This window comes from Mesorhizobium sp. WSM4809 (assembly GCF_055811655.1).
In genome coordinates this window covers 113,526-139,014 of record NZ_JBVVQW010000009.1, presented here as the reverse complement: position 1 = coordinate 139,014, position 25,489 = coordinate 113,526, and the positions used below count along the sequence as shown (strand labels likewise).

Annotated in this window: 26 protein-coding genes and 1 tRNA gene; 16 read left to right on the top strand and 11 right to left on the bottom strand. The window is 62.8% G+C overall.

Features of this window, described 5'->3' with window-relative positions:
- Positions 1–165 precede the first annotated feature (165 nt).
- Positions 166–250, bottom strand: a tRNA-Leu gene (locus AC0L24_RS22150).
- 275 nt (positions 251–525) lie between these two features.
- On the opposite strand from AC0L24_RS22150, the gene AC0L24_RS22145 reads away from it, so the two are divergent.
- Entirely contained in the window at positions 526–1,113 is a 588-nt protein-coding gene (locus AC0L24_RS22145; RefSeq protein ID WP_023811139.1) for a YqaA family protein, read from the top strand.
- A 34-nt stretch (positions 1,114–1,147) separates the two neighbouring features.
- On the top strand, positions 1,148–1,666 hold the full coding sequence (locus AC0L24_RS22140; protein WP_013529434.1) for a disulfide bond formation protein B: 519 nt from the start codon (positions 1,148–1,150) through the stop codon (positions 1,664–1,666).
- 387 nt (positions 1,667–2,053) lie between these two features.
- Here the strand turns inward: AC0L24_RS22140 and AC0L24_RS22135 are convergent, their stop codons facing one another.
- Positions 2,054–2,611 carry an HNH endonuclease gene (locus AC0L24_RS22135; RefSeq protein WP_006328497.1) on the bottom strand — a complete coding sequence of 186 codons (558 nt, stop codon included), beginning with the start codon at positions 2,609–2,611 and terminating at the stop codon, positions 2,054–2,056.
- Between the two features lie 110 nt (positions 2,612–2,721).
- On the bottom strand, positions 2,722–3,381 hold the full coding sequence (locus AC0L24_RS22130) for a DNA-3-methyladenine glycosylase family protein (protein WP_473564152.1): 660 nt from the start codon (positions 3,379–3,381) through the stop codon (positions 2,722–2,724).
- 73 nt (positions 3,382–3,454) lie between these two features.
- Between AC0L24_RS22130 and gluQRS the strand changes: the two genes are divergently transcribed.
- Positions 3,455–4,330: a tRNA glutamyl-Q(34) synthetase GluQRS gene (gene gluQRS / locus AC0L24_RS22125; RefSeq protein WP_473564151.1), complete on the top strand. Its 876-nt coding sequence runs from the start codon at positions 3,455–3,457 to the stop codon at positions 4,328–4,330.
- Between the two features lie 148 nt (positions 4,331–4,478).
- On the top strand, positions 4,479–5,375 hold the full coding sequence (locus tag AC0L24_RS22120) for a DMT family transporter (protein ID WP_127272487.1): 897 nt from the start codon (positions 4,479–4,481) through the stop codon (positions 5,373–5,375).
- A gap of 102 nt (positions 5,376–5,477) precedes the next feature.
- Here AC0L24_RS22120 and AC0L24_RS22115 read toward each other — a convergent pair whose 3' ends face one another.
- Complete coding sequence (locus AC0L24_RS22115) at positions 5,478–6,329, bottom strand: YihY/virulence factor BrkB family protein (protein WP_127270626.1); 852 nt, start codon at positions 6,327–6,329, stop codon at positions 5,478–5,480.
- Between the two features lie 55 nt (positions 6,330–6,384).
- Between AC0L24_RS22115 and AC0L24_RS22110 the strand changes: the two genes are divergently transcribed.
- The 7 genes from AC0L24_RS22110 to AC0L24_RS22080 all read left to right on the top strand — a co-directional run bounded on the left by AC0L24_RS22110 (position 6,385) and on the right by AC0L24_RS22080 (position 11,903).
- Positions 6,385–7,251: an SDR family oxidoreductase gene (locus AC0L24_RS22110; protein ID WP_473564150.1), complete on the top strand. Its 867-nt coding sequence runs from the start codon at positions 6,385–6,387 to the stop codon at positions 7,249–7,251.
- 25 nt (positions 7,252–7,276) lie between these two features.
- A complete protein-coding gene (locus AC0L24_RS22105) occupies positions 7,277–7,468 on the top strand; it encodes a twin transmembrane helix small protein (RefSeq protein ID WP_013529428.1) in 192 nt (63 codons plus the stop codon).
- Positions 7,469–7,490: 22 nt separating this feature from the next.
- Positions 7,491–8,072: a cob(I)yrinic acid a,c-diamide adenosyltransferase gene (locus AC0L24_RS22100; protein ID WP_127270629.1), complete on the top strand. Its 582-nt coding sequence runs from the start codon at positions 7,491–7,493 to the stop codon at positions 8,070–8,072.
- Positions 8,073–8,101: 29 nt separating this feature from the next.
- Positions 8,102–8,902 carry a rhomboid family intramembrane serine protease gene (locus tag AC0L24_RS22095; protein ID WP_127379996.1) on the top strand — a complete coding sequence of 267 codons (801 nt, stop codon included), beginning with the start codon at positions 8,102–8,104 and terminating at the stop codon, positions 8,900–8,902.
- 213 nt (positions 8,903–9,115) lie between these two features.
- Complete coding sequence (locus tag AC0L24_RS22090; protein WP_127277120.1) at positions 9,116–9,865, top strand: electron transfer flavoprotein subunit beta/FixA family protein; 750 nt, start codon at positions 9,116–9,118, stop codon at positions 9,863–9,865.
- 23 nt (positions 9,866–9,888) lie between these two features.
- Positions 9,889–10,818, top strand: a complete 930-nt coding sequence (locus AC0L24_RS22085; RefSeq protein ID WP_292679708.1) for an electron transfer flavoprotein subunit alpha/FixB family protein — start codon at positions 9,889–9,891, stop codon at positions 10,816–10,818.
- A gap of 206 nt (positions 10,819–11,024) precedes the next feature.
- Positions 11,025–11,903, top strand: a complete 879-nt coding sequence (locus tag AC0L24_RS22080; RefSeq protein ID WP_127809213.1) for a 3-hydroxybutyryl-CoA dehydrogenase — start codon at positions 11,025–11,027, stop codon at positions 11,901–11,903.
- 57 nt (positions 11,904–11,960) lie between these two features.
- On the opposite strand, the gene AC0L24_RS22075 is transcribed toward AC0L24_RS22080, so the two are convergent.
- The 4 genes from AC0L24_RS22075 to AC0L24_RS22060 all read right to left on the bottom strand — a co-directional run bounded on the left by AC0L24_RS22075 (position 11,961) and on the right by AC0L24_RS22060 (position 16,500).
- The gene (locus AC0L24_RS22075; protein ID WP_127809212.1) at positions 11,961–14,000 is read right to left on the bottom strand and encodes a PAS domain S-box protein; all 2,040 of its coding nucleotides are present in this window, start codon (positions 13,998–14,000) and stop codon (positions 11,961–11,963) included.
- 132 nt (positions 14,001–14,132) lie between these two features.
- Complete coding sequence (locus tag AC0L24_RS22070) at positions 14,133–14,771, bottom strand: NrsF family protein (RefSeq protein WP_127809211.1); 639 nt, start codon at positions 14,769–14,771, stop codon at positions 14,133–14,135.
- 1 nt (position 14,772) lies between these two features.
- The gene (locus tag AC0L24_RS22065; protein ID WP_127809210.1) at positions 14,773–15,324 is read right to left on the bottom strand and encodes a sigma-70 family RNA polymerase sigma factor; all 552 of its coding nucleotides are present in this window, start codon (positions 15,322–15,324) and stop codon (positions 14,773–14,775) included.
- Between the two features lie 156 nt (positions 15,325–15,480).
- Positions 15,481–16,500 carry a hypothetical protein gene (locus AC0L24_RS22060; RefSeq protein ID WP_127331578.1) on the bottom strand — a complete coding sequence of 340 codons (1,020 nt, stop codon included), beginning with the start codon at positions 16,498–16,500 and terminating at the stop codon, positions 15,481–15,483.
- Positions 16,501–16,590: 90 nt separating this feature from the next.
- Between AC0L24_RS22060 and AC0L24_RS22055 the strand changes: the two genes are divergently transcribed.
- The 5 genes from AC0L24_RS22055 (at position 16,591) to AC0L24_RS22035 (ending at position 22,467) form a co-directional block, all read left to right on the top strand.
- Positions 16,591–17,244 (top strand): GNAT family N-acetyltransferase, encoded by a 654-nt coding sequence (locus tag AC0L24_RS22055; protein ID WP_292633832.1) that lies wholly within the window; start codon positions 16,591–16,593, stop codon positions 17,242–17,244.
- Positions 17,241–18,467, top strand: a complete 1,227-nt coding sequence (locus AC0L24_RS22050) for a cytochrome P450 (RefSeq protein WP_292679704.1) — start codon at positions 17,241–17,243, stop codon at positions 18,465–18,467. The genes AC0L24_RS22055 and AC0L24_RS22050 overlap by 4 nt, the downstream gene beginning before the upstream one ends.
- A 158-nt stretch (positions 18,468–18,625) precedes the next feature.
- Positions 18,626–19,633, top strand: a complete 1,008-nt coding sequence (locus AC0L24_RS22045) for an iron ABC transporter substrate-binding protein (protein ID WP_127268508.1) — start codon at positions 18,626–18,628, stop codon at positions 19,631–19,633.
- 174 nt (positions 19,634–19,807) lie between these two features.
- Positions 19,808–21,388, top strand: a complete 1,581-nt coding sequence (locus tag AC0L24_RS22040) for an ABC transporter permease (protein WP_164873943.1) — start codon at positions 19,808–19,810, stop codon at positions 21,386–21,388.
- Positions 21,385–22,467, top strand: a complete 1,083-nt coding sequence (locus AC0L24_RS22035; protein ID WP_127268506.1) for an ABC transporter ATP-binding protein — start codon at positions 21,385–21,387, stop codon at positions 22,465–22,467. The genes AC0L24_RS22040 and AC0L24_RS22035 overlap by 4 nt, the downstream gene beginning before the upstream one ends.
- 129 nt (positions 22,468–22,596) lie before the next feature.
- On the opposite strand, the gene AC0L24_RS22030 is transcribed toward AC0L24_RS22035, so the two are convergent.
- Genes AC0L24_RS22030 through ugpA form a run of 3 tightly spaced genes read right to left on the bottom strand, consistent with a single transcriptional unit; the run spans position 22,597 to position 25,414 of the window.
- Positions 22,597–23,664 carry a sn-glycerol-3-phosphate import ATP-binding protein UgpC gene (locus AC0L24_RS22030; protein WP_292679703.1) on the bottom strand — a complete coding sequence of 356 codons (1,068 nt, stop codon included), beginning with the start codon at positions 23,662–23,664 and terminating at the stop codon, positions 22,597–22,599.
- 7 nt (positions 23,665–23,671) lie between these two features.
- Positions 23,672–24,520, bottom strand: a complete 849-nt coding sequence (ugpE, locus tag AC0L24_RS22025; protein WP_127809205.1) for a sn-glycerol-3-phosphate ABC transporter permease UgpE — start codon at positions 24,518–24,520, stop codon at positions 23,672–23,674.
- A gap of 9 nt (positions 24,521–24,529) precedes the next feature.
- The gene (ugpA, locus tag AC0L24_RS22020) at positions 24,530–25,414 is read right to left on the bottom strand and encodes a sn-glycerol-3-phosphate ABC transporter permease UgpA (protein WP_023811118.1); all 885 of its coding nucleotides are present in this window, start codon (positions 25,412–25,414) and stop codon (positions 24,530–24,532) included.
- Positions 25,415–25,489: the final 75 nt, after the last annotated feature.

Sequence of the window (25,489 nt, the reverse complement as noted above, 5' to 3'; positions counted from 1 at the left end):
GCACTTGCAGGCGAACAAGGGCCGGCAAGCGTTAGCATGGGAAACAGCAGACCACGATACACCAAAAGGCCAACCGGGAACGCAACGCCGGCGCTGCCGCGCACAAGCGGATCCCAAAACAAACACAGGCTAAATTGTCCCACCCGAAGCTCGAAGAGTGTAGGATGGTGCCCCTAGCCGGAATCGAACCAGCACTCCTTGCGGAACTCGATTTTGAGTCGAGCGCGTCTACCAATTCCGCCATAGGGGCTCAGGCCGGGCGGCCTGGATGGCGCGGGACTATACGGTTGGAGGGCTGTTCGTCAACTGGCCAATTCTCCGGCGCCCTCAAGATGCGACCAAACTGCGCCTTTCGATTTCGTGAGGGGGCTGCCATTGTGCAGCGCGGAAAATCTTTCTAGACAGGCGGCGCATCAAAGCGCGGCACGTCTGCGGGGACGGATGGCGTGCTCTGGGTCTTTGTTCTGTGCATGCCGTTAACCCCAACCTGCCTGCGCAATGGAACGACACGCATTAGGAGTGCCGATGCTTCGCGGACTTTACGACTGGACCTTGTCGCTGGCGGCCCGCAAATCCGCCGAATGGTGGCTGGCCTTCATCGCCTTCGTCGAAAGCTCGGTGTTCCTGGTGCCGGCCGACGTGCTCTATCTGCCGATGGCGCTGTCGCGGCCGGATCGCGCCTACCGCTATGCGCTGATCGCCACCGTCGCCTCTGTGCTGGGCGGCATCGCCGGCTGGTTCATCGGCCACTACGCCTATGACGCGGTGGCGAGGCCGATCCTCGAATTCTACGGCAAGTACGACGAGTTCGAAGCGCTGCGCGCAGGGGCAGGCGTCGGCTTCATCGTCCTGATGCTGATCACGTCGGGCGCTGCCCACCTGCCGCCGATCAAGGTGGTGACGATCCTGTCCGGCGTCATCGGCGTCAATTTGCTGTTGTTCGTGGTGCTGGCGATCGTGGCCCGCGGTGGCCGTTTCCTGCTGCTCGCCTGGCTGCTGCGCCATTATGGCGAACCGATCCGCGAATTCATCGAAAAGCGCCTCGGCCTCATCGCCGGCGCCGGCGCGGCTGCCCTGATTTTGCTCTATATCCTGGTCAAATACGCGTTCTGAACAGAACCATTGCGAGCCGGACGGACCGATTGAAATGACAGCGACCATGAATGCCGACACCGGACGCCAGCGCACGCTGACCGCCTTGTTCCTCGCCGTCGCCATGGCCGCCACCGTTGGCTCGGCGCTCGGCTTCCAGTATCTCGGCGGCTATATCCCCTGCCACCTCTGCCTCGAACAGCGCACGCCCTACTATATCGGCGTGCCGCTGATGGTGCTGGCGGTGATTGCGTCGATGCTGCACGCACCCAGCTGGCTAACGCGCGGCCTGCTGGCCGTCGGCGGCATCCTGATGCTCTACGGCCTCTATCTCGGCGTCTACCACTCCGGCGTCGAATGGCAGTGGTGGGCCGGCCCGACCGATTGTACCGCAGGCGCCGGGCCGGTCGACACCGGCGGCAAGGGCGTGCTCGACGCGCTCGACAAATTCGTGCCGCCGTCCTGCGACAAAGCCGCCTTGCGCATCCTTGGCCTGTCGCTGGCCGGCTGGAACGCCATCGCCAGCCTGATCCTCGCCGCCGTCGCCTTCCGCGGCGCCCTCACCCGCGACTGATTGAGCAGCGCGACGCAGAGTTCGAGCAAAAATTCGCCGGGCTGAGTCGGATGGCGCGGCTTTCGACGTCCGAGCCAGGTCGACCCCCACTCCGTCTCGGCTTCGCCGAGCCACCTCTCCCCCGATCGACGGGGTAGAGGAAGGGCGCGAGCCTGTTGTAGCCAGCGCTCCTCCGAGAGAGGCTCCCTTCCTCTCCCTCCGGAGGGGGGGAGAGGTGGCGCTGCGAAGCAGCGACGGAGTGGGGGAAGCCGGTCCTTACGCGAAGCCGCTGATAAGTGAGCACGACCGAACTGGTCCGATACCGGGGAGTGTCGGATATCATGGTCTGGTAGGCGGAAGCGCAGACAATCGCTCCAGACGGCCAGCCTCCCGAATTCTCGAACGATCTCAGGGTTCGAGTTCGACATCCCAATACAGATAATCCATCCAGCTCTCATGCAGATGGTTGGGCGGGAACAGGCGACCATTGTTGTGCAGATCGTGCACCGTCGGCTGGAAAGGCTTCTGCAGCGGCCACATCTTGGCATGCGCCGGCATCATGCCGCCCTTCCTCAGATTGCAGGGCGAGCAGGCGGCAACGACATTCTCCCATGTCGTCGCGCCGCCGCGATGGCGGGGGATGACGTGATCGAAGGTCAGATCCTCCGGCGTGCCGCAATACTGGCACTGGAAGCGATCGCGCAGGAAGACATTGAAGCGGGTGAAGGCCGGGTGCCTGGACGGCTTCACATAGGCCTTCAGGCTGACCACGCTCGGCAGCTTCATCGAGAAGGTCGGCGAGGAGACGGCGTGCTCGTATTCGGCGACGATGTTCACCCGGTCGAGGAACACCGCCTTGATGGCATCCTGCCACGACCAGAGCGACAAGGGGTAATAGCTGAGCGGACGGTAATCCGCATTCAGCACCAGTGCTGGAAGCCCATCCGGAGATACGGCAACCGTCACGTGTTCACCTCCTTGGTTCTAGACCCGAACGGCGCGGATACTGTAAGCCCGACATGACAGGGATGTGAAGCGGATTGTCGCGTCGCCTAAGCGCCAAAAATGCATGATTCTTATGATTTTTTGCGGATTGAGGCCGGCGGCGCGGCGTCCCGCCCTCTGGTTTCGCGATAATAGGACCAGAAAAGCCGTGATGCGACACCTCGCCACGGGCTCCATGATTCGGCCAATGCGATCAGGGTTTTCTCCGGCGGACGCGGCTCGATGCCGAGCGCGTGGCCGACCGCGCTCTGCAGCGCGACGTCGCGCGCGGGGAAGATGTCGGGATGCCCGGCGGCGAATAAGAGATACACTTCCGCTGTCCACGGACCGATGCCGGACACCGCCGTCATCGTCGTGATCGCCTCCTCGGCATCGAGCGAACAGAGGTGATGAAGGTCGAGGCCGTCGACCACGGCCTGGGCAACAGCGATCAGGCCGCGCTGTTTGGGCCGCGACAGGCCGGCTTCGCGAAACATGTCCTCGCCGGCGGCCAGGATCGCCTGCGGCGTCAGCGGATCGACGAGCTTGGTCAGCCGGCCGAAGATGGCATCGGCACTGGCGCGGGACACTTGCTGCGAGACGACGATCGACGCCAGGCTTCGAAACCCCGGCTCGGACAGCCGCAGCGGCACCTCGCCGGCCATGCCGCGCACCTTTTCCAGGCGCGGGTCGATCACGCAAAGCGCATCGAGCCCCCGGGCAATGTCGTCTGATGTCACGATACGGCGCATGCTTTCTTGTTCCTCGACCGTCGACAGGGTAGCAATTGGCGAAGCGTCGCAAAACATGATTGCCGCCTGAGAGATGACACTCCTGACATTCCGCTTCGCGCCTAGCCCCAACGGTGACCTGCATCTCGGCCACGCCTATTCGGCGCTGCTCAACCAGAAGCTGACGGCACGGGCGGACGGACGCCTGCTGCTGCGCATCGAGGATATCGACACGACGCGCTGCACGCCGCAATTCGAGGCCGGCGTGCTTGCCGACCTGAAATGGCTGGGGCTTGGCTGGGAAGAGCCGGTGCGCCGCCAGTCCGAGCATTTCGCCGAATACCAGGCGGTGCTCGAGCGGTTGATCGCGGAGGAACTCGTCTACCCCGCCTTCATGAGCCGTGGCGAGATCCGCGCCTTCATCACCGACAGCGAAAAACGTGGGCGCGACTGGCCGCGCGATCCCGATGGCGTGCCGCTCTACCCCGCCGTGGACAAGGCGCTGCCGCTGAAGGAACGCCAGCGGCGGATAGTCGAGAATGCGCCCTTCGCCTGGCGGCTGGATGTCGAGGCCGCCATGGCGCGTGTCGGCAAGGACCTGTCTTGGACAGAGTATTCCGACGAGACGCTTTCCACGACGCGCTCCGTCGAAGCCCGCCCGCAGGACTGGGGCGACGTGATCTTGGCGCGCCGTGACATCCCGACCAGCTACCACCTGGCCGTCGTCATGGACGATGCGCTGCAAGGCGTCAGCCACGTCGTGCGCGGCCAAGACCTGTTTTCCGCCACCGGCGTGCAGCGCCTGCTGCAGCAACTCCTGGGGCTGCCGCAACCGGCCTACTTCCATCATCGTCTCATCCTCGGGCCCGACGGACGAAAGCTGTCGAAGAGCCTGGGCGATACCGGCCTTGCCGCCTTGCGCAATGCCGGCGCGTCGCCTGGCGACATCAGGGGGATGGTCGGGCTTTGAGCGCGGCGCGGCCAAGGTAACGCATGTCGAACTTGACGCCCGTTGAATTCCGGTGATGCATGGATCAATGGTTTCGTTTTGCACGCCGGGTTGAAGCGCAGTAGAGCAGCGCCACGGTCAACTCCCTCCAGTGCGGCGTCTGCGGAACATGCACAGCATCAAGCGGTTCATTCCCGCCACCTTCGTCGTCTTGTGGGCCACCGGCTTCATCGGTGCGCGCTACGCCATGCCGTGGGCGGAACCGTTCACCTTCCTCGCCGCGCGTTTCGTCCTCGCTGCTATCCTGCTGGCCGTCCTGATGCTTGTGCTTGGCTCGAAAAGAGCCACCCGCCAGGAGGCGCTGCATGCCACCGGCGCCGGCATCCTGATGCATGGCGTCTATCTCGGCGCCGTCTTCTGGGCCATCCACAGGGGCATGCCGGCCGGCTTTTCAGCCCTCATCGTCGGCCTGCAGCCACTGATCACGGCGGTGCTTGCCGGTAAGTTTCTCGGCGAGGCGATCCTGCCGCGCCACTGGCTTGGCCTTGGCATCGGCCTCATCGGTATCGTCATCGTGCTGTGGCCGAAGCTCGGCGCGCTCGGCGGCGGCGTGACCGCGGCGACATTGACCGCCTCGCTGGTCTCGGTGCTCGGTATGAGCGCCGGCACCATCTGGCAAAAGCGCTTCGCTTCCGGCGGCGACCTCGTCGCGGCGACCATGTGGCAATATGTCGGCGGTGGTTCGCTGATGCTCCTCGCCTCGCTCGCCTTCGAAACCCACACCGTCGTCATCAATGGCGAGCTGATCTTCGCCATGGCCTGGCTGGTGCTGGTGCTGTCGCTCGGCGCCATTTTCCTGCTGATGGTCATGATCCGCGACGGGGAGATGTCGAAAGTGGCCTCGCTGTTCTACCTGGTACCGGCGGTGACGGCGGTCATCGCATGGGCCCTGTTCGACGAGCAGCTCAACGCCCTGCAGATCGTCGGCATGGCGATCACCACATTCGGCGTTGGCCTGGCAACGGCGCGGCAGACGAAGGGAAGAACTGTGGAATTGAGGAATTGAGGAATTGAGGAATTGAGGAATTGAGGAAGAAGCACAGACAGCACCGGATATGGCCCGCTTTTTCTCCAATTCTTCAGTTCTTCAATTCCTCAATTCTACCTGTCATCCCACCCGCGCACGTGCCTCCAGATAGCGGCTGATCGCGGCATTGAGCTCGCCGCCAAGGATAAAGATCGCCGAGACCATGTAGAGGAAGACCACGGCGATCATGATCGAGGCCAGGCCGGCATAGGTCGTCACATAGGACGAGAAGTGGTCGAGATAGGTGGCGAAGATGGTCGAACCGATAAGCCATGCCGCCAGCGTGAAGACGATGCCCGGCACCAGCGAGACGAAGCGGCGCTTGCCCGCCGGCAGCCAGAAATGCACGGCAAACAATCCGCCGACAATGACCGCCGAAGCGATGACGTAACGCCACAGCGTGATGGTGCCCATATAGGGCTTGATCCAGTCGATATGGGCTTCGGCGATCCGCGCCAGCAGCGGCGCGAACACCAGGAGCACGCTGATCGCCAGGAAACCGGCCGTGGCGATGAGAACGAAGATGATGCTCTGCACCCGGCGGTAGATGATGCCGCGCGTTTCCGAAACGCGATAGGCGCGGTTGAGCGACGTGCGCAGCGCCTCAATGCCGTTCGACGCAAAATAGGCAGCAAGCACCACGCCATAGGTCAAAAGGTCGGTGCGCCGGACGGTCAGCACATTGAGCACTTCGCGCGCGATCGGCTTGGCGATCTGTTCGGGCCAGGTGTCGAAGACCAGATGCACGGCGGTGTCGGAGAACGCCTGCGCGCCGAGGAAGCTCGCCAGCGTCGTCGCGAAGATCAGGAACGGGAACAGCGCCATCAGCGATGTGATCGCCAGATGGCTGGCCATCGCCCAGCCGTCATCGGTGTTGAAATGGCCGAGCGCGTCGTAGAGGACCCGCTTGAGGGCTACGATCTTCCGCAACAAGAACCGCGCCCTCCAATTGTCTCCACGCCGGGAATATGGGAAGGGATTGCGGCAAATGGCAACCCTTGGCGAAACCACGAACAGTCCGGCGCGAAAGTTGCGCTCGATTATCATCACCGGTGCGTCTTCGGGAATAGGCGCGTACTGCGCCCGCGCGTTGAAGGCGGAAGGCTGGCGGGTGTTCGCAACGGCGCGCAAGCCGCAGGACATCGCCGCGCTCGAAGCCGATGGCATCGAGGCCTTCTATCTCGATTATTGCGAGCCGGAGTCCATCGCCGCGCTGGTGACGGCGGTGCTCGACCGCACCGGCGGCCGGCTCGACGCCCTGTTCAACAACGGCGCCTTTGCCCAGCCTGGCGCCGTCGAGGATCTGCCCGTCGCGGCGCTCAAGCAGCAGTTCGAGGCGAATTTCTTCGGCTGGCATGATTTGACCCGCCGACTGGTGCCGGTGATGCGCCGCCAGGGTCAGGGCCGCATCGTCCACTGTTCGTCGATCCTTGGCCTCGTGCCGGTGCGCTTTCGCGGCGCCTATTCCGCGTCGAAGCATGCACTGGAGGCCTTGATGCTCTGCCAGCGCCAGGAACTGGCCGGCAGCGGCGTCCACGTTTCGCTGATCGAGCCGGGGCCGGTGAAGTCGAAGATCGCCAGCAATGGCCTCATTTGGTTTCTCAGCAACATCGACCACGAAAATTCCGTGCACCGCGTGGACTATGCGGCGCAACTCGAACGGCTGCGGGCCGGCGGCAGCCAATCGGCCTTGAAGCCAGGGCCGGAAGTCGTTCATGCGGCGCTGCGCCATGCACTTCTGTCGCGGCGCCCACGCCCGCACTATGTGGTAACAGTGCCGGCCAGGATCGGTGCGGTGCTCAAACGCATCCTGCCTGCATCGATGCTTTACCGCCTGATGGCCAAACGCGCCTGAACGCCAAAACAACTGGAACGAAGCAATGGCAACCGTCTTCAACATTCTCGCCATTCTGGTCATGGTCGCCGTTGCGGTCGTGCTTGTTCGTGGCCTCATCAACATGATGCGCGGCGGCTCCGGCGTCACCTCGAACAAGCTGATGCAGGCGCGCGTCATGCTGCAGGCCGTGGCGCTGGTGCTGATCCTGCTTGCGGTGTATTTCACCCGCAAGTGAGGGATGTCGGCTGGGAGGCGAAATGGTCAAGCTCAACAAGATCTACACCCGCACCGGCGATGATGGCACCACGGGTCTCGGCACCGGCGAGAGGCGGCTGAAATCCGACCTGCGGGTAGACGCCTACGGCACGGTCGACGAAGCCAATGCCTGCATCGGCATCGCCCGGGTCCACACGGCCGCGATCCATCCCGCGATCGACGCCATGCTTTCCCGCATCCAGAACGATCTGTTCGATCTCGGCGCCGATCTCGCCGTGCCCGACGACGGCAAGCCGCTCGGCTATGAGCCGCTTCGCATCGTCGCCGTGCAGACCGACCGGGTCGAAAAGGACATCGACCTTCTCAACAAGGAGCTTCAGCCGCTCAAATCCTTCGTGCTCAATGGCGGCACGCCGGCAGCGGCGGCACTTCACCTTGCCCGCACCGTGGCGCGGCGGGCCGAAAGGCTGATCGTGGCCCTTGCCCAGGATCCGGACGAGCACGTCAACCGCGACGGTCTGAAATACATCAACCGGGTTTCGGATTTCCTGTTTGTCGCCGCCCGGGCGGTCAATGACAACGGAAACGCCGACGTGCTATGGGTTCCCGGCAAGAACCGCTGATTGTCGAAAGCGGAAGAGGGCCTGGGGCAATGTTCATCCCGCTTTACGACACCAACAGGCTGCGGCACATCAGGCTGCAATATGTGACCATCGGGCTGATCGTGGTCAATGCCCTGGTCTACCTCGCCACCGCGCTCGGCGGTGAGAGTTTCTCCAATGCCGCCGTGCTTGGCCTCGGCTTCATCCCGTCGGTCGTCCATGACACCGCCGAGCTCGATCCCCGTTTCATCGTCATCCCCGAAAGCCTGAGCTACCTCACCTATTCCTTCCTGCATGCAGACATCTTCCATCTCGGCGGCAACATGCTGTTCCTGTGGGTGTTCGGCGACAATGTCGAGGATGCGCTCGGCCACATCCGCTACCTCATCTTCTACCTGTTGTGTGCGATCGCCGGCGCCGCTTTCCAGGGCCTCGTCGCCTGGGATTCGCAGGCGCCGCTGATCGGTGCCTCCGGCGCCATCGCGGGCGTGGTCGTCGCCTATCTGATCCTTTATCCCAGGGTGAAGGTCTGGGTGCTGGCCTTTGCCCGCATCCCGCTGCGGATTCCGGCCTTCATCCCGCTCATCTTGTGGGTGCTGTTCCAGGTGGTGATGTTTGCCGCCGGCGGCGAGGACCAGATTTCGTGGGCCTGTCATATCGGCGGCATCATTGCCGGAGCCGTTCTTGTGCTCGTCCTGCGCAGCCGCGGCGTGCCGCTGTTTGCCGGCGCCGACGAGGACGTCGCGCCCACCGCTCCCGACCAACCGCCGGTTGCCACGGAACCGCTGATCCCCGACCCGCCCGCCGCGACGCCGCGCTGGGGGCGAGGAAACGCTTCCAGTTCGGACTGAACCGATTTGAGCCGCTTGCAGCGTATTGACGTGCAGGGTTGCCACAACTACGGAAACGTCACCGCCGCAACCTAAGGCGGGCAAACACCAGAATTTCCATCCGGCCGGAATTCCATCCGGCCAAAATTCAGTCAGGAATGTCGGCTTTCGACAACTCAGAACGGGCGCAGGCTGTTATAGCGCGCCCAACTAGCGTGAAGAGGTGACAGGCAAATGAAGATCCTTGTGCCCGTGAAGCGGGTTGTGGATGCGAACGTCAAGGTTCGCGTGAAGGCTGATGGTTCGGCGGTGGAGCTCGCCAACGTCAAGATGGCGATGAACCCGTTTGACGAAATCGCGGTGGAAGAAGCAATCCGGCTGAAGGAAGCCGGCAAGGCTGAAGAAATCATCGTCGTCTCGATCGGCCCGCAGCAGGCGCAGGAAACACTGCGCACCGCGCTCGCCATGGGCGCCGACCGCGCCATCCTGGTCAAGACCGACGAACAGACCGAGCCGCTCGGCGTCGCCAAGGTGCTGAAAGGCGTCGTCGACGCCGAGCAGCCCGGCCTCGTCATTCTCGGCAAGCAGGCGATCGACGACGACTCCAACCAGACCGGCCAGATGCTGGCGGCACTGCTTGGCTGGGCGCAGGGCACCTTCGCTTCCAAGATCGTGCTCGACGGCGACAAGGCCAAGGTGACGCGCGAAGTCGACGGCGGCCTGCAGACCGTGGAACTGAAGATGCCGGTGATCGTCACCGCCGACCTTCGCCTCAACCAGCCGCGCTATGCCTCGCTGCCCAACATCATGAAGGCCAAGAAGAAGCAGCTCGACGAGAAGACCCCGGCCGACTACGGCGCCGACGTCAAGCCGCGGCTGAAGGTCATCAAGACCGAGGAGCCGAGCGGCCGCAAGGCAGGCGTCAAGGTCAAGAGCGTCACTGAGCTGGTCGACAAGCTCAAGAACGAAGCCGGCGTGCTGTAAGCGATCGGGAAAGGAACAGAAAAATGGCTATTCTCCTCATCGCAGAACACGACAACGCAACGCTTTCCGACCAGACCGCCAAGGCGCTGTCGGCGGCGCTGCAGATCGGCTCGGACGTGCATGTGCTGGTTGCCGGCAAAGGCGCCAAGCCGGCAGCCGACGCTGCCGCCAAGCTCAAGGGCGTGAGCAAGGTGCTGCTGGCCGAGGCAGACGAACTTGCCGAGCGCCTGGCCGAACCGACGGCAGCGCTCATTGTGTCGCTGGCGGGCGCCTACGACACCATCATCGCGCCGGCGACCTCGTCGGGCAAGAATGTCGCGCCGCGCGTCGCAGCGCTGCTCGATGTCGCGCAGGTGTCCGAGATCATCGAAGTCGTATCGCCCGACACGTTCAAGCGGCCGATCTATGCCGGCAACGCCATCCAGACGGTGCAGTCGAGCGACGCCAAGAAGGTGATCACGGTGCGCACGGCCTCGTTCCAGGCAGCCCCCGAGGGCGGCTCGGCGGCGGTCGAGGCTGTTAAGGCCGCGGCCAATCCCGGCCTGTCCACCTTCGTCGAGAACAAGCTTTCCGAGACCGACCGTCCGGAGCTGACCTCGGCCAAGATCATCATCTCGGGTGGTCGTGCGCTGGGTTCGGCGGAGAAGTTCCAGGAGGTCATCCTGCCGGTCGCCGACAAGCTCGGTGCAGCCGTCGGCGCCTCCCGCGCCGCGGTCGATGCCGGCTATGCGCCGAACGACTGGCAGGTCGGCCAGACCGGCAAGGTGGTTGCCCCCGATCTCTACATCGCGGTCGGCATCTCCGGCGCCATCCAGCATCTCGCCGGCATGAAGGATTCGAAGGTCATCGTCGCCATCAACAAGGACGAGGAGGCGCCGATTTTCCAGGTTGCCGACTACGGCCTCGTCGGCGATCTCTTCGTCATTCTGCCGGAGCTGCAAAAGGCGCTTTGACGCCTTCTGCCAAAGCGTATTAAATGGTGAGGGTGGGGTAGACGAAGTCGCCCCGCCCTTTTAGTTTGCACCGCACAAAAAGCAGGCCGCAAAGGCGAAAAGCAATCCAGCAAAAGTGCGCAGCGGTTTTGCGTCCGGAATTGCGGTAAAAAAAGGTGGAGCGCTTTCGCAGTTCAAGCGGAAGGGCTCAGGACGGGATCGGTGTAATGAGCAAGATCGAGACGATCGGCATCATCGGCGCGGGCCAGATGGGCGGCGGCATCGCCCATGTCTCCGCGCTTTCGGGCTACAAGGTGCTGATCTACGATATTTCGCCCGACCGCATCGAGAAAGGCATCGCCACAATCAGCGGCAACATGGCCCGCCAGGTGGGGTCCGGCAAGCTCGACGAGAAGGTGCGCAACGACGCGATGGGCCGCATTTCGACCGCGCCCGCGATGGCCGATCTTGCCGGCGCGGATCTGGTGATCGAGGCGGCGACAGAGGACGAGACGGTCAAGCGCAAGATCTACGCCCAGCTTTGTCCGCAGCTCAATCCCGAAGCCATCCTGGCGACCAACACCTCGTCGATCTCGATCACGCGGCTTGCCGCGCAGACCGACCGGCCTGAGCGGTTCATCGGCATACATTTCATGAACCCGGTGCCGCTGATGAAGCTGGTCGAGCTGGTGCGCGGCATCGCCACCGAGGACCAGACCTTCGAGGCGGCCAAGACCTATGTGAAGCAGCTCGACAAGACGATCACGGTCTCGGAGGATTTTCCGGCCTTCATCGTCAACCGCATCCTGTTGCCGATGATCAACGAGGCGATCTACACGCTCTATGAGGGTGTCGGCTCGGTCGACGCCATCGACACCGCCATGCGGCTCGGCGCCAACCATCCGATGGGGCCGCTGCAGTTGGCCGATTTCATCGGGCTCGATACCTGCCTGTCGATCATGCAGGTGCTGCATGACGGCCTGTCGGACTCCAAGTACCGCCCTTGCCCGCTGCTGGTGAAATATGTCGAGGCCGGCTGGCTCGGCCGCAAGACGGGGCGCGGCTTCTACGATTATCGTGGCGAGCATCCCGTTCCGACGCGCTGAGCGCATCGTCGACGCAAATCAGGGACAAGCCTTCGGATCGGCGGTTGACAGGCTCGATCAGGAGGCCGCCGCCAGCGGCTCTGTCCGGCCCTCCACGATCCGTGCGTCGGACGCCACGGAGACACAGCCGCGGCCGGCCGCCTTGGCCGCATAGCAGGCCGCATCGGCTCTCGCGATGATCTCGTCGACCTCGCCGCAATTGGCATTGATCGCAGCCAGTCCGATGCTGGCGCCGATCACGTGACGACGGCCGTCCCAAGTGAAGTCCAGCCCGCCGATCGCATCGATGATGGAGCGTGCCGCGATCTTGGCGCCGGCTGCCGAACCCGATTTCAGAATGACCGCGAATTCGTCGCCGCCGAGGCGAGCGACGATATCGTCTGGACCAAGCACGCCGCGAATCGCCTCGGCAACCCGCTTCAGCAGCGCGTCTCCCGCCGCGTGGCCGCCGGTGTCGTTGACCAGTTTGAAGTGGTCGAGATCGATGAACATGAACTTATGTCCGCTGGCTCCGACCGACTCTGTCGTGCCGCCGGCCGGCTTCGTCGTGTCGGCAGTGCCGTTCTTGCGCGCCTGGCCGACCAGGCCCTCCATGGCTCGGATGAAGCTCGAGCGGTTGGCAAGGCCGGTCAGCGCATCGTGTGCCGCGGCGTGCGCCAGCTGGCGCTGCAGCGCGCGCGCATCGGTAAAGTCCTGGAAGACGATGACCAGCCCGCAGAATTCGTTCCGTTCGTTGATGATCGGCGACACCACCTGGCGGATGCTGCAGCGCGTGTCGTCGCGCCGGATCAGGACGGCGCGGCTGTTCTGGTCGGCGGGCGCATGAACGCCAACTGCGGGCCGGGTGACGCCGATCCTGTGCCCCGTCTCCTCGTCGACCGCCCAGTAGACATGGCCAAGCATCTTGCCGAGAGCCTCGCCGCCGGCAATCCCGGTCAGCTTTTCGGCGACCGGGTTCATGAAGGTGATACGGTTTGCGGCATCGGTGCAGATGACGGCATCGCCGATCGATTGCAGCGTCACCCTCAGCCGCTCCTTTTCGTCGGCAAGCATTGCCGCCGACACAGTAAGGCGCTCTTCGGCCTCCTTGCGACGGGTGATGTCGGTCAGGCTGCCGATGGCCCTGATCAGCCGTCCATTCTCGTCGCGTTCGATGGCCTTGCCGCGGTCGAGTATCCACATCCAGTGGCCATCCTTGTGGCGCATCCTGAACTCGGCCTCAAAGAACGGTGTCTTGCCCTCGAGATGAGCGCGATCCGCTTCGGCGACAGTCTCGCGATCGTCGGGATGAATCATCGTCAGCCAGCGATCGGTGTCGCCATCGAGCTCGCCATCCGCATAGCCCAGCATCTTGACCCAGGTCGAGGAATAGGTCGTGCCGCCCTTGCGCATGTCGAGGTCCCAGACGCCTTGGCCGGCACCAGCCAGAGCAAAATTCCAACGCGTCTCCGCCTCGGCAATGCGCGCCTCGGCCTGCTTGCGCGCGTCGATGTTCTCGATTTGCGAAACGAGATAGAGCGGGCGGCCGCTGGTCTCATCGCGAATGACCGAACCGGCAAGATGAGCCCAGACGGGCGTTCCGTCCTTCCTGAGATAACGCTTCTCGAAGTGGAAGGAATTGACCGTGCCCGCCTTCAGATCGTCCATCGTCTCCCGCCCGATCAGCAGATCGTCGGGATGCGTGACATGGAAGAAAGTCAGCGCCTCGATCTCTTCGCTTGTGTAGCCAAGCATGGCGGCGAAGGCCGGATTGGTTTGGCGGATGCGACCGTCGAGACCGACAACCACGATGCCGATCGCCGAATCCTCCATGGCGCGGCGGAAGCGCAGCTCGCTCTCGGCGATCTGCTGGCGATCCCTGCTGATCCTGCGGATAGACAGGGCGGCGAGGAACAGCGCGCCCGCCGCCACCGCCACCGCGATCTGCAGGCAGAGCCTCAACGCTTCGGTGCCGAAATCCAGGCTCGACAGCAGGATCGAGGTCGCCAGCACGCCCAGGCCGGCGACGAGCAACGCCAGCCCTGCATGCCCAAGAGATTTTCGGCTGGTCAATCCTCGCCACATCACGATACGTGCCACCCCCGTGCGCAAACGCATGTTCTCGCATCAACCTTGGCGGATCGATTTTAAGGAAAGGTTGCGTCCGGCATGCCGGCGTGGTCGCTAACCGGCAAACAATTGCCGGCATGATTAAGGATCGGTGCACGGGTCCGCGATCGTTGCGAAACGCTACCAGCGTATGAAAAACCGTCCGCCGAGCGCACCGAGCAATGCGAGCCCTGCGATCGCTGCCGTGTACCAGGTGGCGACGAAAAGCGGCGAGTCGTCGAAGCAGTGCGCGGCATAGAAGGTTGCCGCCAGCCCGCCGGCGAGCAGACCCGCCACCGCACCGGCAAGCACCGGCCGTGTCGGCGCGCCATAGCGCAGCATCCACAGGAAGATGGCAAGCGGGCCAATACCGATCAGCGGGATAAAGCCCATGCAGAGCATCATGTTGGAGCCGACCATCCGTGTACCCCACAGCGCCTCCGGCACCATGAAAAGCTCAAGAAGCACCGCCACGGCGACCAGCACGGGCGCCGCAGCCATCCAGGCCATTGCCCGGCCCGTCGAGGCGCCCGGCGTCGACAAGGCGCGGATCAGGGCGAAGGCGCTGACGGCCAGCACGATGGTGAAGACGAATTTGGAGAGGAAGCGCATCGTGTGAGCGGCCGCCACGAAGTCCGGGCGCGGGCCGATGGTCAGCAGGAATACGACGGCCGCGATCACCGCCCCCGCACCGGCGGCCAGCCACCAGGCCGACAGCAACGGGATTGCCTTGCTGCTTGCGTCGGCGTCCAGCGCCTTGATGAGATCATCCGTCCTCATGTCATTCCCGCCCGAACCGCCCCTGCCCGAATCGCTTGGCTATCGCGGCAAGTCCGCGATGCAGCGACACACGCACCGCCGTCTCGCTGATGCCGAACTTCGCCGCCGTCTCACCGATGGACCGCCCTTCCACCGACACGGCCGAGACCACGGAGCGCTGTGCCGGCGACAGGCTGTCCAATGCCCGGTTGATGTCTCGCTCGCTGACGGTCTCGATTTCCGGCTCGGCGAACGTCTCGGCGATATCGTCGACATCGATCTCGATGCGCCGTCCTCGCCGCCGGAACGCATCGATCAGCTTGAAGCGGGCGATCGCGTAGATCCACGGCAACACCGGCGCATCCTGACGCCAGGTATGTCGTTTTACATGAATAGCCAGCAAGGTTTCCTGCACGACATCCTCGGGATCGACCCCGCCCTGCACGATCTTGCGCCTGGCAAAACCGCGAACCAGCGCGGCAATCCGGTGCAGAAAGTCGGCGTAAGCCCTTTCATCTCCCGCGATCGCGGCCCGCATCAGCCGGGAAAGTTCGGCCTCGTCCTTGCCGCTCACAAGAGTTCACTCCCCCGAATTTCGCGTCTCGGCGCTGATTTGTTACGTGGCCGGCGAAATAATGTCCAAGCCAAACTATCGGCAAATCACGAAAGATTGCGGCACACCGCGCGCCGATCGCCAGTGCGATATTGCCCAGCGCTCTTGTTCGAGAACTCAAGGCTTGGCGCCGAACATGGCGTCCCGGAAAGACCTGAAGCCCTTTCGAACGGTCAGCTTCATCCGTCTGCGACGGTACTTGTTTTTCAGGCGGCCCAAGATCTGGAGATGTGTCTCATCGATAACCGGAGTGGATAGGGGATCGTTAGCATATGGCAGCTGTGCCAAGGCATCTGCATGCATGTTGGCGTAAGGCAACGAATCGTATCTGTCGAAGGGTGTGGGCGGGTCGTTCAATACAGTGGGATTGGTGTTGATCTCGAAAACCTGGATACGACCATCGACAATGGTGTAGTCGATCCTGCCATATGAGATCCCCGCCTTCTCGAAAATCGGCATCAGTTCTACCGCATGCGGATTGTCGCGCACAAAGGCGGTATGCTCGACCCGATGTCGCCGCGACATGCCGCCTCCCTGTACCTTTATGAACCACTCCTTGCTGGCGAAGCAGTGTTGCGCATAACTGCGCGCGCCGATCCGATATGCCGAGTATTTCCGGTAGCTGCCATCGGCACCTGCCTTTGCTCCAAACTCCACCACCATGGGGCGAACAAAATTCATCGTACCCAGGTCAGAGAGCGCCTGGCCGAGTTCCACCGGCGATTGCAACAGCGGCGGCACTTTATAAGCGGCGCCCGTCTCGTCACGCAGAAAGACAGGGAAACGCATTCCCGCCGGCAGACTTTCGGGTCTGTATACATTGAAATCATTGATGCCGTCCGCGAACAGCATACGCAATAGATCGAAACGCTGAAGGCTTTTTCGGGGATGGTTGAGTTGAAACAGATCAGGCTGCTGCGACTTCATCCGCTGGCTGAGATTGGAGCATGCTTCAATCTCTGCTTCGCTCAGTCGGTCCAAATCCGTCCAAAGAACGGTGCCTCTGGAAATCTCAAGCAGATGCTCCCGTTCGTCATAGGGGACAAAGCGCACAGAACCCTGCAAATCTGTTCGAAAATAGAGTAGCAGGCTTGCCAGGGTATAGGCATGCAAGCGATGGCAAACATAGAAGATCATGAGACAACCCGCCCCTACTCATGCACTCATCAACAGCTGGTATCAGAAAATTATCGATTCGATATCGCAATTACGAGCCGCCTTTCGACGATGAAGATGATCGTATTTCAACAGCTTATGGCAGACGACGTTCCGGGCATGGCCGCGATGGAGGCCGCGGCCTGGGGAAGACTCGGTGCCAGCGAAAAAACAATTCACCACCGGCTTTCGCTCGGGCATACAATGATCCTGGCCATGGTTGAGAACCTTGTTGCCGGCGCGATCTGCTTCGTGGAAACCAGCCAAGATCCGCACGATACGGGAAGGTTCCCCAAGACCTTCTCCGCCTACTCTTCGCTTGCCAGGAGCCAACCTGCACGGTCACTCTACGTGTACAATCTTGGTGTGCGACCCGAATTCCGCGGCACCGACATGGCACGCCGCCTGTTGTCGCAAATGTCTGAGTATGGACGGCAGGTCGGTGCGCGTTGGTTGGTCGGCGACGGACGTTGCCCGTCCTACGCGGGAGCACAGGACGAGTTGCCCGACAAGGTTCGGCCGGATCCGGAATTTCGTCGGACCATCGACGATTGGCATCGGACCGGTGTCATGCCTTCGGTGGAATCCATAACGAGGGATCCGCTACTGCGGTTCTATAACCGTGTTCTCCGGTGCGAATTTCTACATCTCGCGTCCGATTTTCTACCTGAAGACATGAGTTCCGGCGGATTTCGCGTTATCTTTGCTGTCGATCTTGCCCGATGATAGATCAGGCTGATCTATTTGACCCCATCGCCCATGGCAGCGATGCGTTTCCCGAATTCGCCCGTCGTCGGAGTTCGGGAGGCGCCAGTTGGGGCAAACCTCCTTATCCCGAGGTCGGTGAAGCCTTCTACGTGTTCAGCCATGCGCTTGTTTCCCAGGCCTTGAAACACCCGCTGTTGCTGCAGGCACCGCCGGGCGCCTATCAGGAGGTCAGGCAAAAGATCAGCGCCAATCCGGCCCTGGACCTGTTGACCCGTTCCATGCTGCTGTCCGACCCGCCGCGGCACATGCGCCTGCGCCGCCCATTGGCTGGTTCGCTAAGCTTTTCCTCCAGCAACGGGCTATTCGACCGGCTTGCGGCCAAAGCGTCGGAACTTACGCAGGCAGCTGTACAAAAACCGGAGTTCGACGCGGTTCGTGATATAGGCCTGCCGCTATCGTTTTCAGGCCTGGAACAGATCCTTGGTATCGACATGGACGATCCCTGGCGGATTGGCGCCGACGCACAGCTTATGGCCAACGCCCTGGAAATAAGGGCCGGCGGCGTAGACGAAGACGCAAACGATGCCTGCCGCCGGTTGGAGGCATGGGTATCCTGCGTGATAGAACACGGTACTGTGCGCCCAAACGGTATTTCAGCTCAGATGCTTGCCGAAGTCGAGGCTGGCCGCTGGCTGAGAGACGATGCCATTGCAAACATCGTATTCCTGCTCTTTGCCGGGCAGGCGACAGTCGTCGATACCTTCGGCAATGCGCTGGTCGCGCTTGCACGCTTCCCAGAACAGCTTTCGCTGCTTGAAGATGGGAAAGTCAGTTGGTTTTCAGCAGCCGAAGAGCTGCTCCGTTTTTGCGCTCCGGTTCACTATGCCGGAGCGCGCATCGCCGCGGAAGATTTGCAATTTGGTGGCGCAACCATAAAAGCCGGGCAGGCCGTCGTACCCGTGCTGGCGAGCGCCAATCGAGACATCTCTGTTTTTCCGGCGGGCGACCGGTTGGATTTGGGTTCCGGCATTTCGTCGGCCCTTGCCTTTGGCACCGGACTGCATGCCTGTCTGGGTCAACACGTCGCCCGGTTAGAAATAGCTGTACTGCTGGAGGCCTTGTTCACGCAGGCCAAAGGCTGGTGCTTGGACCTTCCCAGGGTCGTCAGGCGGCATTCGGTGCTTTTCCACGGTCTGCAAGCCGCCCCATTCATCCGGCCCGCGGATCAACCATCGGTTTGAATTCGGCACTCCATTCGGGTCCCTTCATGCTTGGAATTGTGAGCCCGATATCAAGCGTTTGTGCTTCAGCGACCGATTGAAGCAGATCACCAATGTTGACTAAGCCTGTCAGGTATCGGTAGGTGAGCCGGTGCCAACCCGAACTTTAGGACAATGTCATGAAATATGCTCTTTCCACCCTCGCCGGCGCCACGGCGCTGGCAATCATGCTGATCGCCAGCCCGTCGATGGCCGAGGATGCCGGCATCATTGTCTATAACGCCCAGCACGAAAGCCTGACCAAGGCGTGGGCCGAAGGCTTCACCAAGGAAACGGGCATCAAGGTCACAGTGCGCAATGGCGGCGACAGCGACTTCTCCAATCAGATCGTCGCCGAGGGCACTGCTTCACCCGCAGACGTGTTCCTGACGGAAAACTCACCAGCCATGGCGCTGGTCGAGAGCGCCGGCCTGTTCGCGCCGGTCGATGCCGACACGTTGGCACAGGTTCCGCAGGACTATCAGCCGGCCAGCGGCAAATGGGTCGGCGTCGCCGCGCGCAGCACGGTCTTTGCCTATAACAAGACCAAGCTGACCGCCGACCAGCTGCCCAAGTCGATGCTTGACCTCGCCGATCCGAGTTGGAAGGGCCGCTGGGCCGCCTCCCCGTCGGGCGCCGATTTCCAGGCCATCGTCAGCGCCCTGCTCCAGCTCAAGGGCGAAGCCGCTACCGCCGACTGGCTGAAGGCGATGAAAACCAATTTCACCGCCTACAAGGGCAACAGCACGGTGATGAAGGCGGTCAATGCCGGCGAGATCGAAGGCGGCGTCATCTATCACTATTACTACTTCGGCGATCAGGCCAAGACCGGCGAAAACAGCAAGAATGTCGAGCTGCACTATTTCAAGAACCAGGATCCGGGCGCCTTCGTCTCGATCTCCGGCGGCGGCGTGCTGGCCTCCAGCAAGCATCCCAAGGAAGCCCAGGCGTTCCTGAAATGGCTGACCGGCAAGGGCGGTCAGGACGTGCTGAAAACAGGCGATTCCTTCGAATACGCGGTCGGCAAGGGTGCGGACTCCAACCCGAAGCTGGTGCCGCTCGCCGATCTGCAGGCGCCGAAGGTCGATGCCACGACGCTGAACTCCAAGAAGGTCACCGACCTGATGACGGCAGCCGGCTTGCTTTAGTTGCCATTCGTCCTAAAAGGACACCCGACCACGCTCCCGCGGGAATTCGCCTTCCGCGGGAGTGATTTTGTTTTTCGAGATGGCATTCGTCGATGACGACACGCTGTGTTCCCGACCGCGATCGCGGTCCTTCAATTGCTGCCGCTGGACGGCAACGGCACGGCGTCTGACCTGATGCAGTCCGCGGTCGATCTCGCGCGTTCGGGCCTGCCTTCGGGCACAGGCCGAAGGGCCCGGCGACGCGCACCGCTGTGGCTGGTCCTCGCCGCCATCTTCGTTGCGCTGCTGGCGCTGGTGCCGCTCGCCTTCATCATCTGGATCGCGGTGCAGACCGGCTGGGAAACCGTCTCGGCGCTGGTCTTCCGGCCGCGTGTCGGCGAGCTTCTGGTCAACACTGTCCTGCTGGTCGCGCTCTCGGTGCCGATCACCATCGTGCTGTCGGTTGCGCTGGCCTGGCTGACCGAGCGCAGCGACCTGCCGGGCGACCGGATCTGGTCCTGGCTGTGCGTGGCGCCGCTCGCCATCCCCGCCTTCGTCCACAGCTACGCCTGGATCACCATGGTGCCGGGACTGCACGGCCTGTGGGCCGGCGTGCTGGTTTCCGTTATCGCCTATTTCCCGTTCCTGTATCTGCCGGTGTCGGCGGCATTGCGCCGTCTCGATCCCGCCCTCGAGGACGCCGCCGCCGCACTCGGCCTTGGACCCCGACGCGTGTTCTGGCGGGTCGTGCTGCCGCAATTGCGGCTCGCCATCTGCGGCGGCTCACTGCTGGTCGGCCTGCATCTGCTGGCCGAGTACGGCCTCTATGTCTTCATCCGCTTCGACACCTTCACCACGGCGATCGTCGACCAGTTCCAATCGACCTTCAATGGACCGGCCGCCAACATGCTGGCCGGCGTGCTGGTCAGCTGCTGCTTCGTGCTGCTCGGCCTCGAAGTGCTGGTGCGCGGCGAGGAGCGCTATGCCCGCGTCGGCTCGGGTGCGGCGCGCCATCAGCAACGCGCAAGCCTCGGGCGCGCCACCATTCCGAGCCTGCTCTTGCTTGTCGTCACCACGCTTTTGGCGCTCGGCGTGCCGTTCGTCACCATCGGCGGCTGGCTTGTCGCCGGCGGCGCCGCTGTCTGGCGCCTGGACGAGATCGGCCTGGCGCTTGGGCAGACGCTGTTCCTGGCGCTCGCCGGCGCCTTGCTCGCCACCGTCGCCGCCATGCCGATGGCCTGGATCTCGATCCGCGCCCCGGGGCCATTGCAGCGCCTGCTGGAGGGCTGCAACTACATTGTCGGCTCGTTGCCGGGGGTTGTCATAGCGCTGGCGCTGGTCACCATCACGGTGCGCATCGCGCTGCCGCTCTACCAGACCCTGTTCACCATCCTGGTGGCCTATGCGCTGATGTTCCTGCCACGCGCGCTGGTCAGCTTGCGGGCATCTATCGCGCAGGCACCGGTCGAGCTCGAACGCGCCGCTTCCAGCCTCGGCCGCCCGCCGCTGCAGGCGCTGTGGTCGACGACGATCCGCCTGTCGGCGCCGGGTGCCGCGGCCGGCATGGCGCTGGTGGCGCTCGGCATCATGAACGAACTGACTGCCACCCAGATGCTGGCGCCGAACGGCACCCGCACGCTGGCGATGGCGTTCTGGTCCTACAGCGGCGAGATTGATTATGCCTCCGCGGCACCTTACGCCTTCATCATGGTGGCGATGTCGCTGCCCTTGACCTGGCTGCTCTATGTCCAGTCGAAACGGATGGCCGGACGATGAGCTTTCTCGAAATCGGCGGCCTGCACAAGCAGTACGGCCCGGTGGCCGCCCTTGCCGGCGTCGACCTGAACGTCGCCAGCGGCAGCCGCACGGCGATTGTCGGTCCTTCCGGCTGCGGCAAGACGACCCTGCTGCGGCTGATTGCCGGCTTCGAGGCGCCGGACCAGGGGCACATCACGCTCGACGGTACGATATTGGCCAATGGCGGCGCTGCGGTGCCGGCATATCGGCGAGGCATCGGCGTGGTGGCGCAGGATGGCGCCCTGTTTCCGCATCTGACCATTGGCGACAATATCGGTTTCGGCATGGGTCGCGGCGAGGACAAGCGCACCGAGCGCATCGTCGAGCTCGCCTATATCGTCGGGCTGGACAAGGCGATCCTCAAGCGCCGCCCGCACGAGCTCTCCGGCGGCCAGCAGCAGCGCGTGGCGCTGGCTCGCGCCATGGCGATGAAGCCCCGGCTGATGCTGCTCGACGAGCCGTTCTCGGCACTCGATACCGGCCTGCGCGCCTCGATGCGCAAGGCGGTGGCCGAGCTTCTGGAAGCTGCCGGCATCACTACCATCCTGGTGACGCACGACCAGGCCGAGGCGCTGTCCTTCGCCAGCCAGGTCGCGGTGATGCGCGACGGCAAGTTCTCGCAGATCGGCACGCCGCGCGAGCTCTATCTCAAGCCGAAGGACAGGATGATCGCCGAATTCCTTGGCGACGCCATCATCCTGCCGGCCAAGATATCGGATGGATTCGCCAACTCGCCCCTCGGCCGCATCGCGGTCGACACCAATGACAGCCGCGATATCGCCCGTATCATGCTTCGCCCGGAGCAGATCGCGCTGAAGAGAACGTCGCGCGAGGGCATGTCCGGCACCTCGGACATGCTGTTCGGCGAAGTGACGGAATCCGAATTCGCCGGCTCGATGTGCACGGTCGCGGTGCGGCTCTTGAACAATGCCGATCCGCCCGATGCGGCCGCGATCGGCAACACGCCGCTGGTCCTGCGCAAACCGGGCATGGACGCGCCGGCGGTCGGCGAGATCGTCCGGCTGACCGTATCGGGAAAGGCGCATGTCTTCGCCTGAACACCGTATGCTGGAGCAATTCTAGGAAACTGTGAAGCGGTTTTCCGTCTGGAATTGCGTCAAAACAAAGAGTTAGAGCAGCTCGCCGTTTCCGTGAAACGGTGAAACGCTCTGGGCATATCTTTTGGATTAGCCGACGCGCTTTCCTGTCTGATCGAACCAGTGCAGCTTTTCTGCCTTGGCAACCACGCGCAATTGGTTGCCAACCGTGGCGGTGGCGCGACCCGCGACACGCACGACGATACGGTTGCCGCCTGCCGCACAGTGAAGGAAACTTTCGGCGCCTACCGGTTCGACTGCCTCGACCAGCGCCGGCAGGACGAGGGCGCCGGGCGGCGCCTCCGCATTGAAGGTGACGTCGGCATCCTCGGGCCGAAAACCGAGGGTCGCAGCTCTTGCCTCCCGAGGTGCGAAAGCGATCGCCGTGCCGTCTGCGAGCACCGCGCCCGAGGCGCTTTCGGTCAGTGCCAAGAGATTCATCGGCGGCGCGCCAATGAAGGAAGCGACGAAGGTCGAGGCCGGCCTTTCATAGATGTCGAGCGGCGCCCCCATTTGCTCGACCAGTCCGCCGTTCATGACGACGAGGATGTCGGCCAACGTCATCGCCTCGAGCTGGTCATGCGTGACATAGACCGACGTGACGCCAAGCGAGCGTTGCAGGTTCTTTATCTCGACGCGCATCTGGCCACGCAATTTGGCATCGAGATTGGAGAGCGGCTCGTCGAACAGGAAAACCCTCGGGTTGCGCACAATGGCACGACCCATGGCGACACGCTGGCGCTGGCCGCCGGAAAGCTCGCGCGGGCGGCGGTCGAGCAGCGCCGAAAGTTCGAGTATTTTCGCCGTCGCGCGGACCCGGCTGTCGATCTCATCTTTCGGCGTGCCGCGGTTGCGCAGCCCATAGGCCATGTTGTCGTAGACTTTCATATGCGGATAGAGCGCATAGTTCTGGAACACCATGGCGATGTCCCGCTCGGTCGGACCGATTGAGTTTACGATCTTGCCGTCCATCGCAACTGTTCCCGAGGAGATGGTTTCGAGCCCGGCGATCATCCTGAGCAGCGTGGACTTGCCGCAGCCCGATGGGCCGACCAGCACGCAAAGCTGCCTGTCGGGAACTGCGATTGAAACGCCCTTCACGGCCTCGAAACCGCTGGGGTAGACCTTCTTCACATCCTTCAGATCGACGGTCGCCATCAGCTTCTCACTTTTCGGAATCGACCAGGCCGCGAACGAACCAGCGCTGCATCAGCACCACGACCAGGATCGGTGGCACGATGGCCAGCATCGCTGTGACCATGACCAGGTGCCATTGCGTGTCGGCATCGGCGAAGGAGACCATCTTTCTCAACGCGATAACGATCGTGTTCATGTTGCTGCTGTTGGTGACGAGCAACGGCCACAGATACTGTGTCCAGCCATAAATGAAGAGGATGACGAACAGCGCCGCGATGTTTGTCCGCGACAGCGGCAACAGGATATCGAAGAAGAAGCGCCACGGCCCCGCACCATCAACACGCGCCGCCTCCACCAGTTCACCTGGAATGGTCATGAAAAACTGTCGAAACAGCAATGTGGCGGTGGCGGAGGCGATCAGCGGGATGATCAGGCCGGCATAGGTGTCGATCATGCCGAGATCGACCATCACCTTGTAGGTCGGCAGGATGCGCACCTCGACGGGAAGCATCAAGGTGACGAAGATCAGCCAGAAGAAGGTCATGCGCAGCGGAAAGCGGAAAAATACGATCGCGTAGGCCGACAGGATCGAGATGAAGATCTTTCCCACCGCGATGCCGAGCGCCATGATCGTCGTGTTGAGCAGCAGCCTGCCGACGCTGACGCCGCCGATACGGCCGACACCGCCGAACAGCGCTTCGGTGTAATTGTTCCAGAACTGATCGCCGGGCAGGAGCGGCAATGGCGGCCTGAGGATCGTTTGCAGCGTCTGCGTCGAGGCAACGAACGTGTAGTAGATCGGGAAAGCAACGATCAATATGCCGAGGATCAGCACGGCGTGGGCGATGACGGTGCGGAGCGGTGACTGGCCGATCATCGCTCGCCCTCAGCCGTAATGGACTTTGCGTTCCACATAGCGGAACTGGATGGCCGTGAGCGAGATGACGATGACCATCAGGATGACCGACTGCGCCGCCGAGTCACCGAGGATCAGATTGACGAAGCCGTCATTGTAGACCTTGTAGACCAGCGTTTCAGTCGTCTTGCCCGGACCGCCCCCGGTGACGGCATGGACGATGCCGAACGTGTCGAACAGGGCATAGACGGTGTTGACGACCAGCAGGAAGAAGGTCGTCGGCGCAAGCAGCGGGAAGACGATGGTCCAGAATCGCTTGGTCTCGCCGGCGCCGTCCATGGCCGCCGCCTCGATCAAGGCTTTCGGCACCGCCTGCAGGCCGGCGACGAAGAACAGGAAATTGTAGCTGATCTGCTTCCAGGCAGCGGCGGACACCAGCAGGATCATGGCGTGGGTGCCGTTGAGCAGTGGATCCCAGGCGATGCCGAAACTTCTCAGCATGTAGGCCAGCGACCCGATCGACGGGTTGAAGAGGAACAGCCACAGCATACCGGCGATCGCCGGCGCCACCGCGTAGGGCCAGATCAAGAGCGTGCGGTAGAGACCTTTGCCGCGCACCACCTTCTCTGCCATGACCGCGAGCAAGAGCGCCACGCACATGGCAACGATGGCGGTCGCAAGGGAAAACACCACCGTGACCTTGATCGAGTTCAGGTAGGCCGGATCGGCAAGCACTTTCCTGAAATTGGCGAACCAGACGAACTTGGTCCTCAGTCCGAACGGATCCTGCCTGAGCATGGATTGGTAGAACGCCTGACCGGCCGGCCAGTAGAAAAACACGAGCGTGATGGCCAGTTGCGGCGCCACCAGCAGGTAGGGAAGGATCTTGTTGGGAAACACGACGCGAGGGGTCATGGAGCCACTCCGAGGTGATGAGGCGGGCGGCACGATGTGGCATCCCTCTTCGCCAAGATGGCTTTGATGAGCGTT

What these genes read in the sequence shown, in the direction of transcription:
- AC0L24_RS22070 (WP_127809211.1), bottom strand. Translation starts at nt 14,771, where the DNA reads ATGAGGACGGATGATCTCATCAAGGCGCTGGACGCCGACGCAAGCAGC.
- AC0L24_RS22130 (WP_473564152.1), bottom strand. Translation starts at nt 3,381, where the DNA reads ATGCGCCGTATCGTGACATCAGACGACATTGCCCGGGGGCTCGATGCG.
- ugpE (WP_127809205.1), bottom strand. Translation starts at nt 24,520, where the DNA reads ATGATCGGCCAGTCACCGCTCCGCACCGTCATCGCCCACGCCGTGCTG.
- AC0L24_RS22040 (WP_164873943.1), top strand. Translation starts at nt 19,808, where the DNA reads ATGCAGTCCGCGGTCGATCTCGCGCGTTCGGGCCTGCCTTCGGGCACA.
- AC0L24_RS22100 (WP_127270629.1), top strand. Translation starts at nt 7,491, where the DNA reads ATGGTCAAGCTCAACAAGATCTACACCCGCACCGGCGATGATGGCACC.
- AC0L24_RS22120 (WP_127272487.1), top strand. Translation starts at nt 4,479, where the DNA reads ATGCACAGCATCAAGCGGTTCATTCCCGCCACCTTCGTCGTCTTGTGG.
- AC0L24_RS22140 (WP_013529434.1), top strand. Translation starts at nt 1,148, where the DNA reads ATGACAGCGACCATGAATGCCGACACCGGACGCCAGCGCACGCTGACC.
- AC0L24_RS22030 (WP_292679703.1), bottom strand. Translation starts at nt 23,664, where the DNA reads ATGGCGACCGTCGATCTGAAGGATGTGAAGAAGGTCTACCCCAGCGGT.
- AC0L24_RS22085 (WP_292679708.1), top strand. Translation starts at nt 9,889, where the DNA reads ATGGCTATTCTCCTCATCGCAGAACACGACAACGCAACGCTTTCCGAC.
- AC0L24_RS22145 (WP_023811139.1), top strand. Translation starts at nt 526, where the DNA reads ATGCTTCGCGGACTTTACGACTGGACCTTGTCGCTGGCGGCCCGCAAA.
- AC0L24_RS22080 (WP_127809213.1), top strand. Translation starts at nt 11,025, where the DNA reads ATGAGCAAGATCGAGACGATCGGCATCATCGGCGCGGGCCAGATGGGC.
- AC0L24_RS22055 (WP_292633832.1), top strand. Translation starts at nt 16,591, where the DNA reads ATGAAGATGATCGTATTTCAACAGCTTATGGCAGACGACGTTCCGGGC.
- AC0L24_RS22060 (WP_127331578.1), bottom strand. Translation starts at nt 16,500, where the DNA reads ATGATCTTCTATGTTTGCCATCGCTTGCATGCCTATACCCTGGCAAGC.
- AC0L24_RS22110 (WP_473564150.1), top strand. Translation starts at nt 6,385, where the DNA reads ATGGCAACCCTTGGCGAAACCACGAACAGTCCGGCGCGAAAGTTGCGC.
- AC0L24_RS22090 (WP_127277120.1), top strand. Translation starts at nt 9,116, where the DNA reads ATGAAGATCCTTGTGCCCGTGAAGCGGGTTGTGGATGCGAACGTCAAG.
- AC0L24_RS22095 (WP_127379996.1), top strand. Translation starts at nt 8,102, where the DNA reads ATGTTCATCCCGCTTTACGACACCAACAGGCTGCGGCACATCAGGCTG.
- AC0L24_RS22075 (WP_127809212.1), bottom strand. Translation starts at nt 14,000, where the DNA reads ATGCGTTTGCGCACGGGGGTGGCACGTATCGTGATGTGGCGAGGATTG.
- AC0L24_RS22045 (WP_127268508.1), top strand. Translation starts at nt 18,626, where the DNA reads ATGAAATATGCTCTTTCCACCCTCGCCGGCGCCACGGCGCTGGCAATC.
- gluQRS (WP_473564151.1), top strand. Translation starts at nt 3,455, where the DNA reads ATGACACTCCTGACATTCCGCTTCGCGCCTAGCCCCAACGGTGACCTG.
- ugpA (WP_023811118.1), bottom strand. Translation starts at nt 25,414, where the DNA reads ATGACCCCTCGCGTCGTGTTTCCCAACAAGATCCTTCCCTACCTGCTG.
- AC0L24_RS22035 (WP_127268506.1), top strand. Translation starts at nt 21,385, where the DNA reads ATGAGCTTTCTCGAAATCGGCGGCCTGCACAAGCAGTACGGCCCGGTG.
- AC0L24_RS22105 (WP_013529428.1), top strand. Translation starts at nt 7,277, where the DNA reads ATGGCAACCGTCTTCAACATTCTCGCCATTCTGGTCATGGTCGCCGTT.
- AC0L24_RS22050 (WP_292679704.1), top strand. Translation starts at nt 17,241, where the DNA reads ATGATAGATCAGGCTGATCTATTTGACCCCATCGCCCATGGCAGCGAT.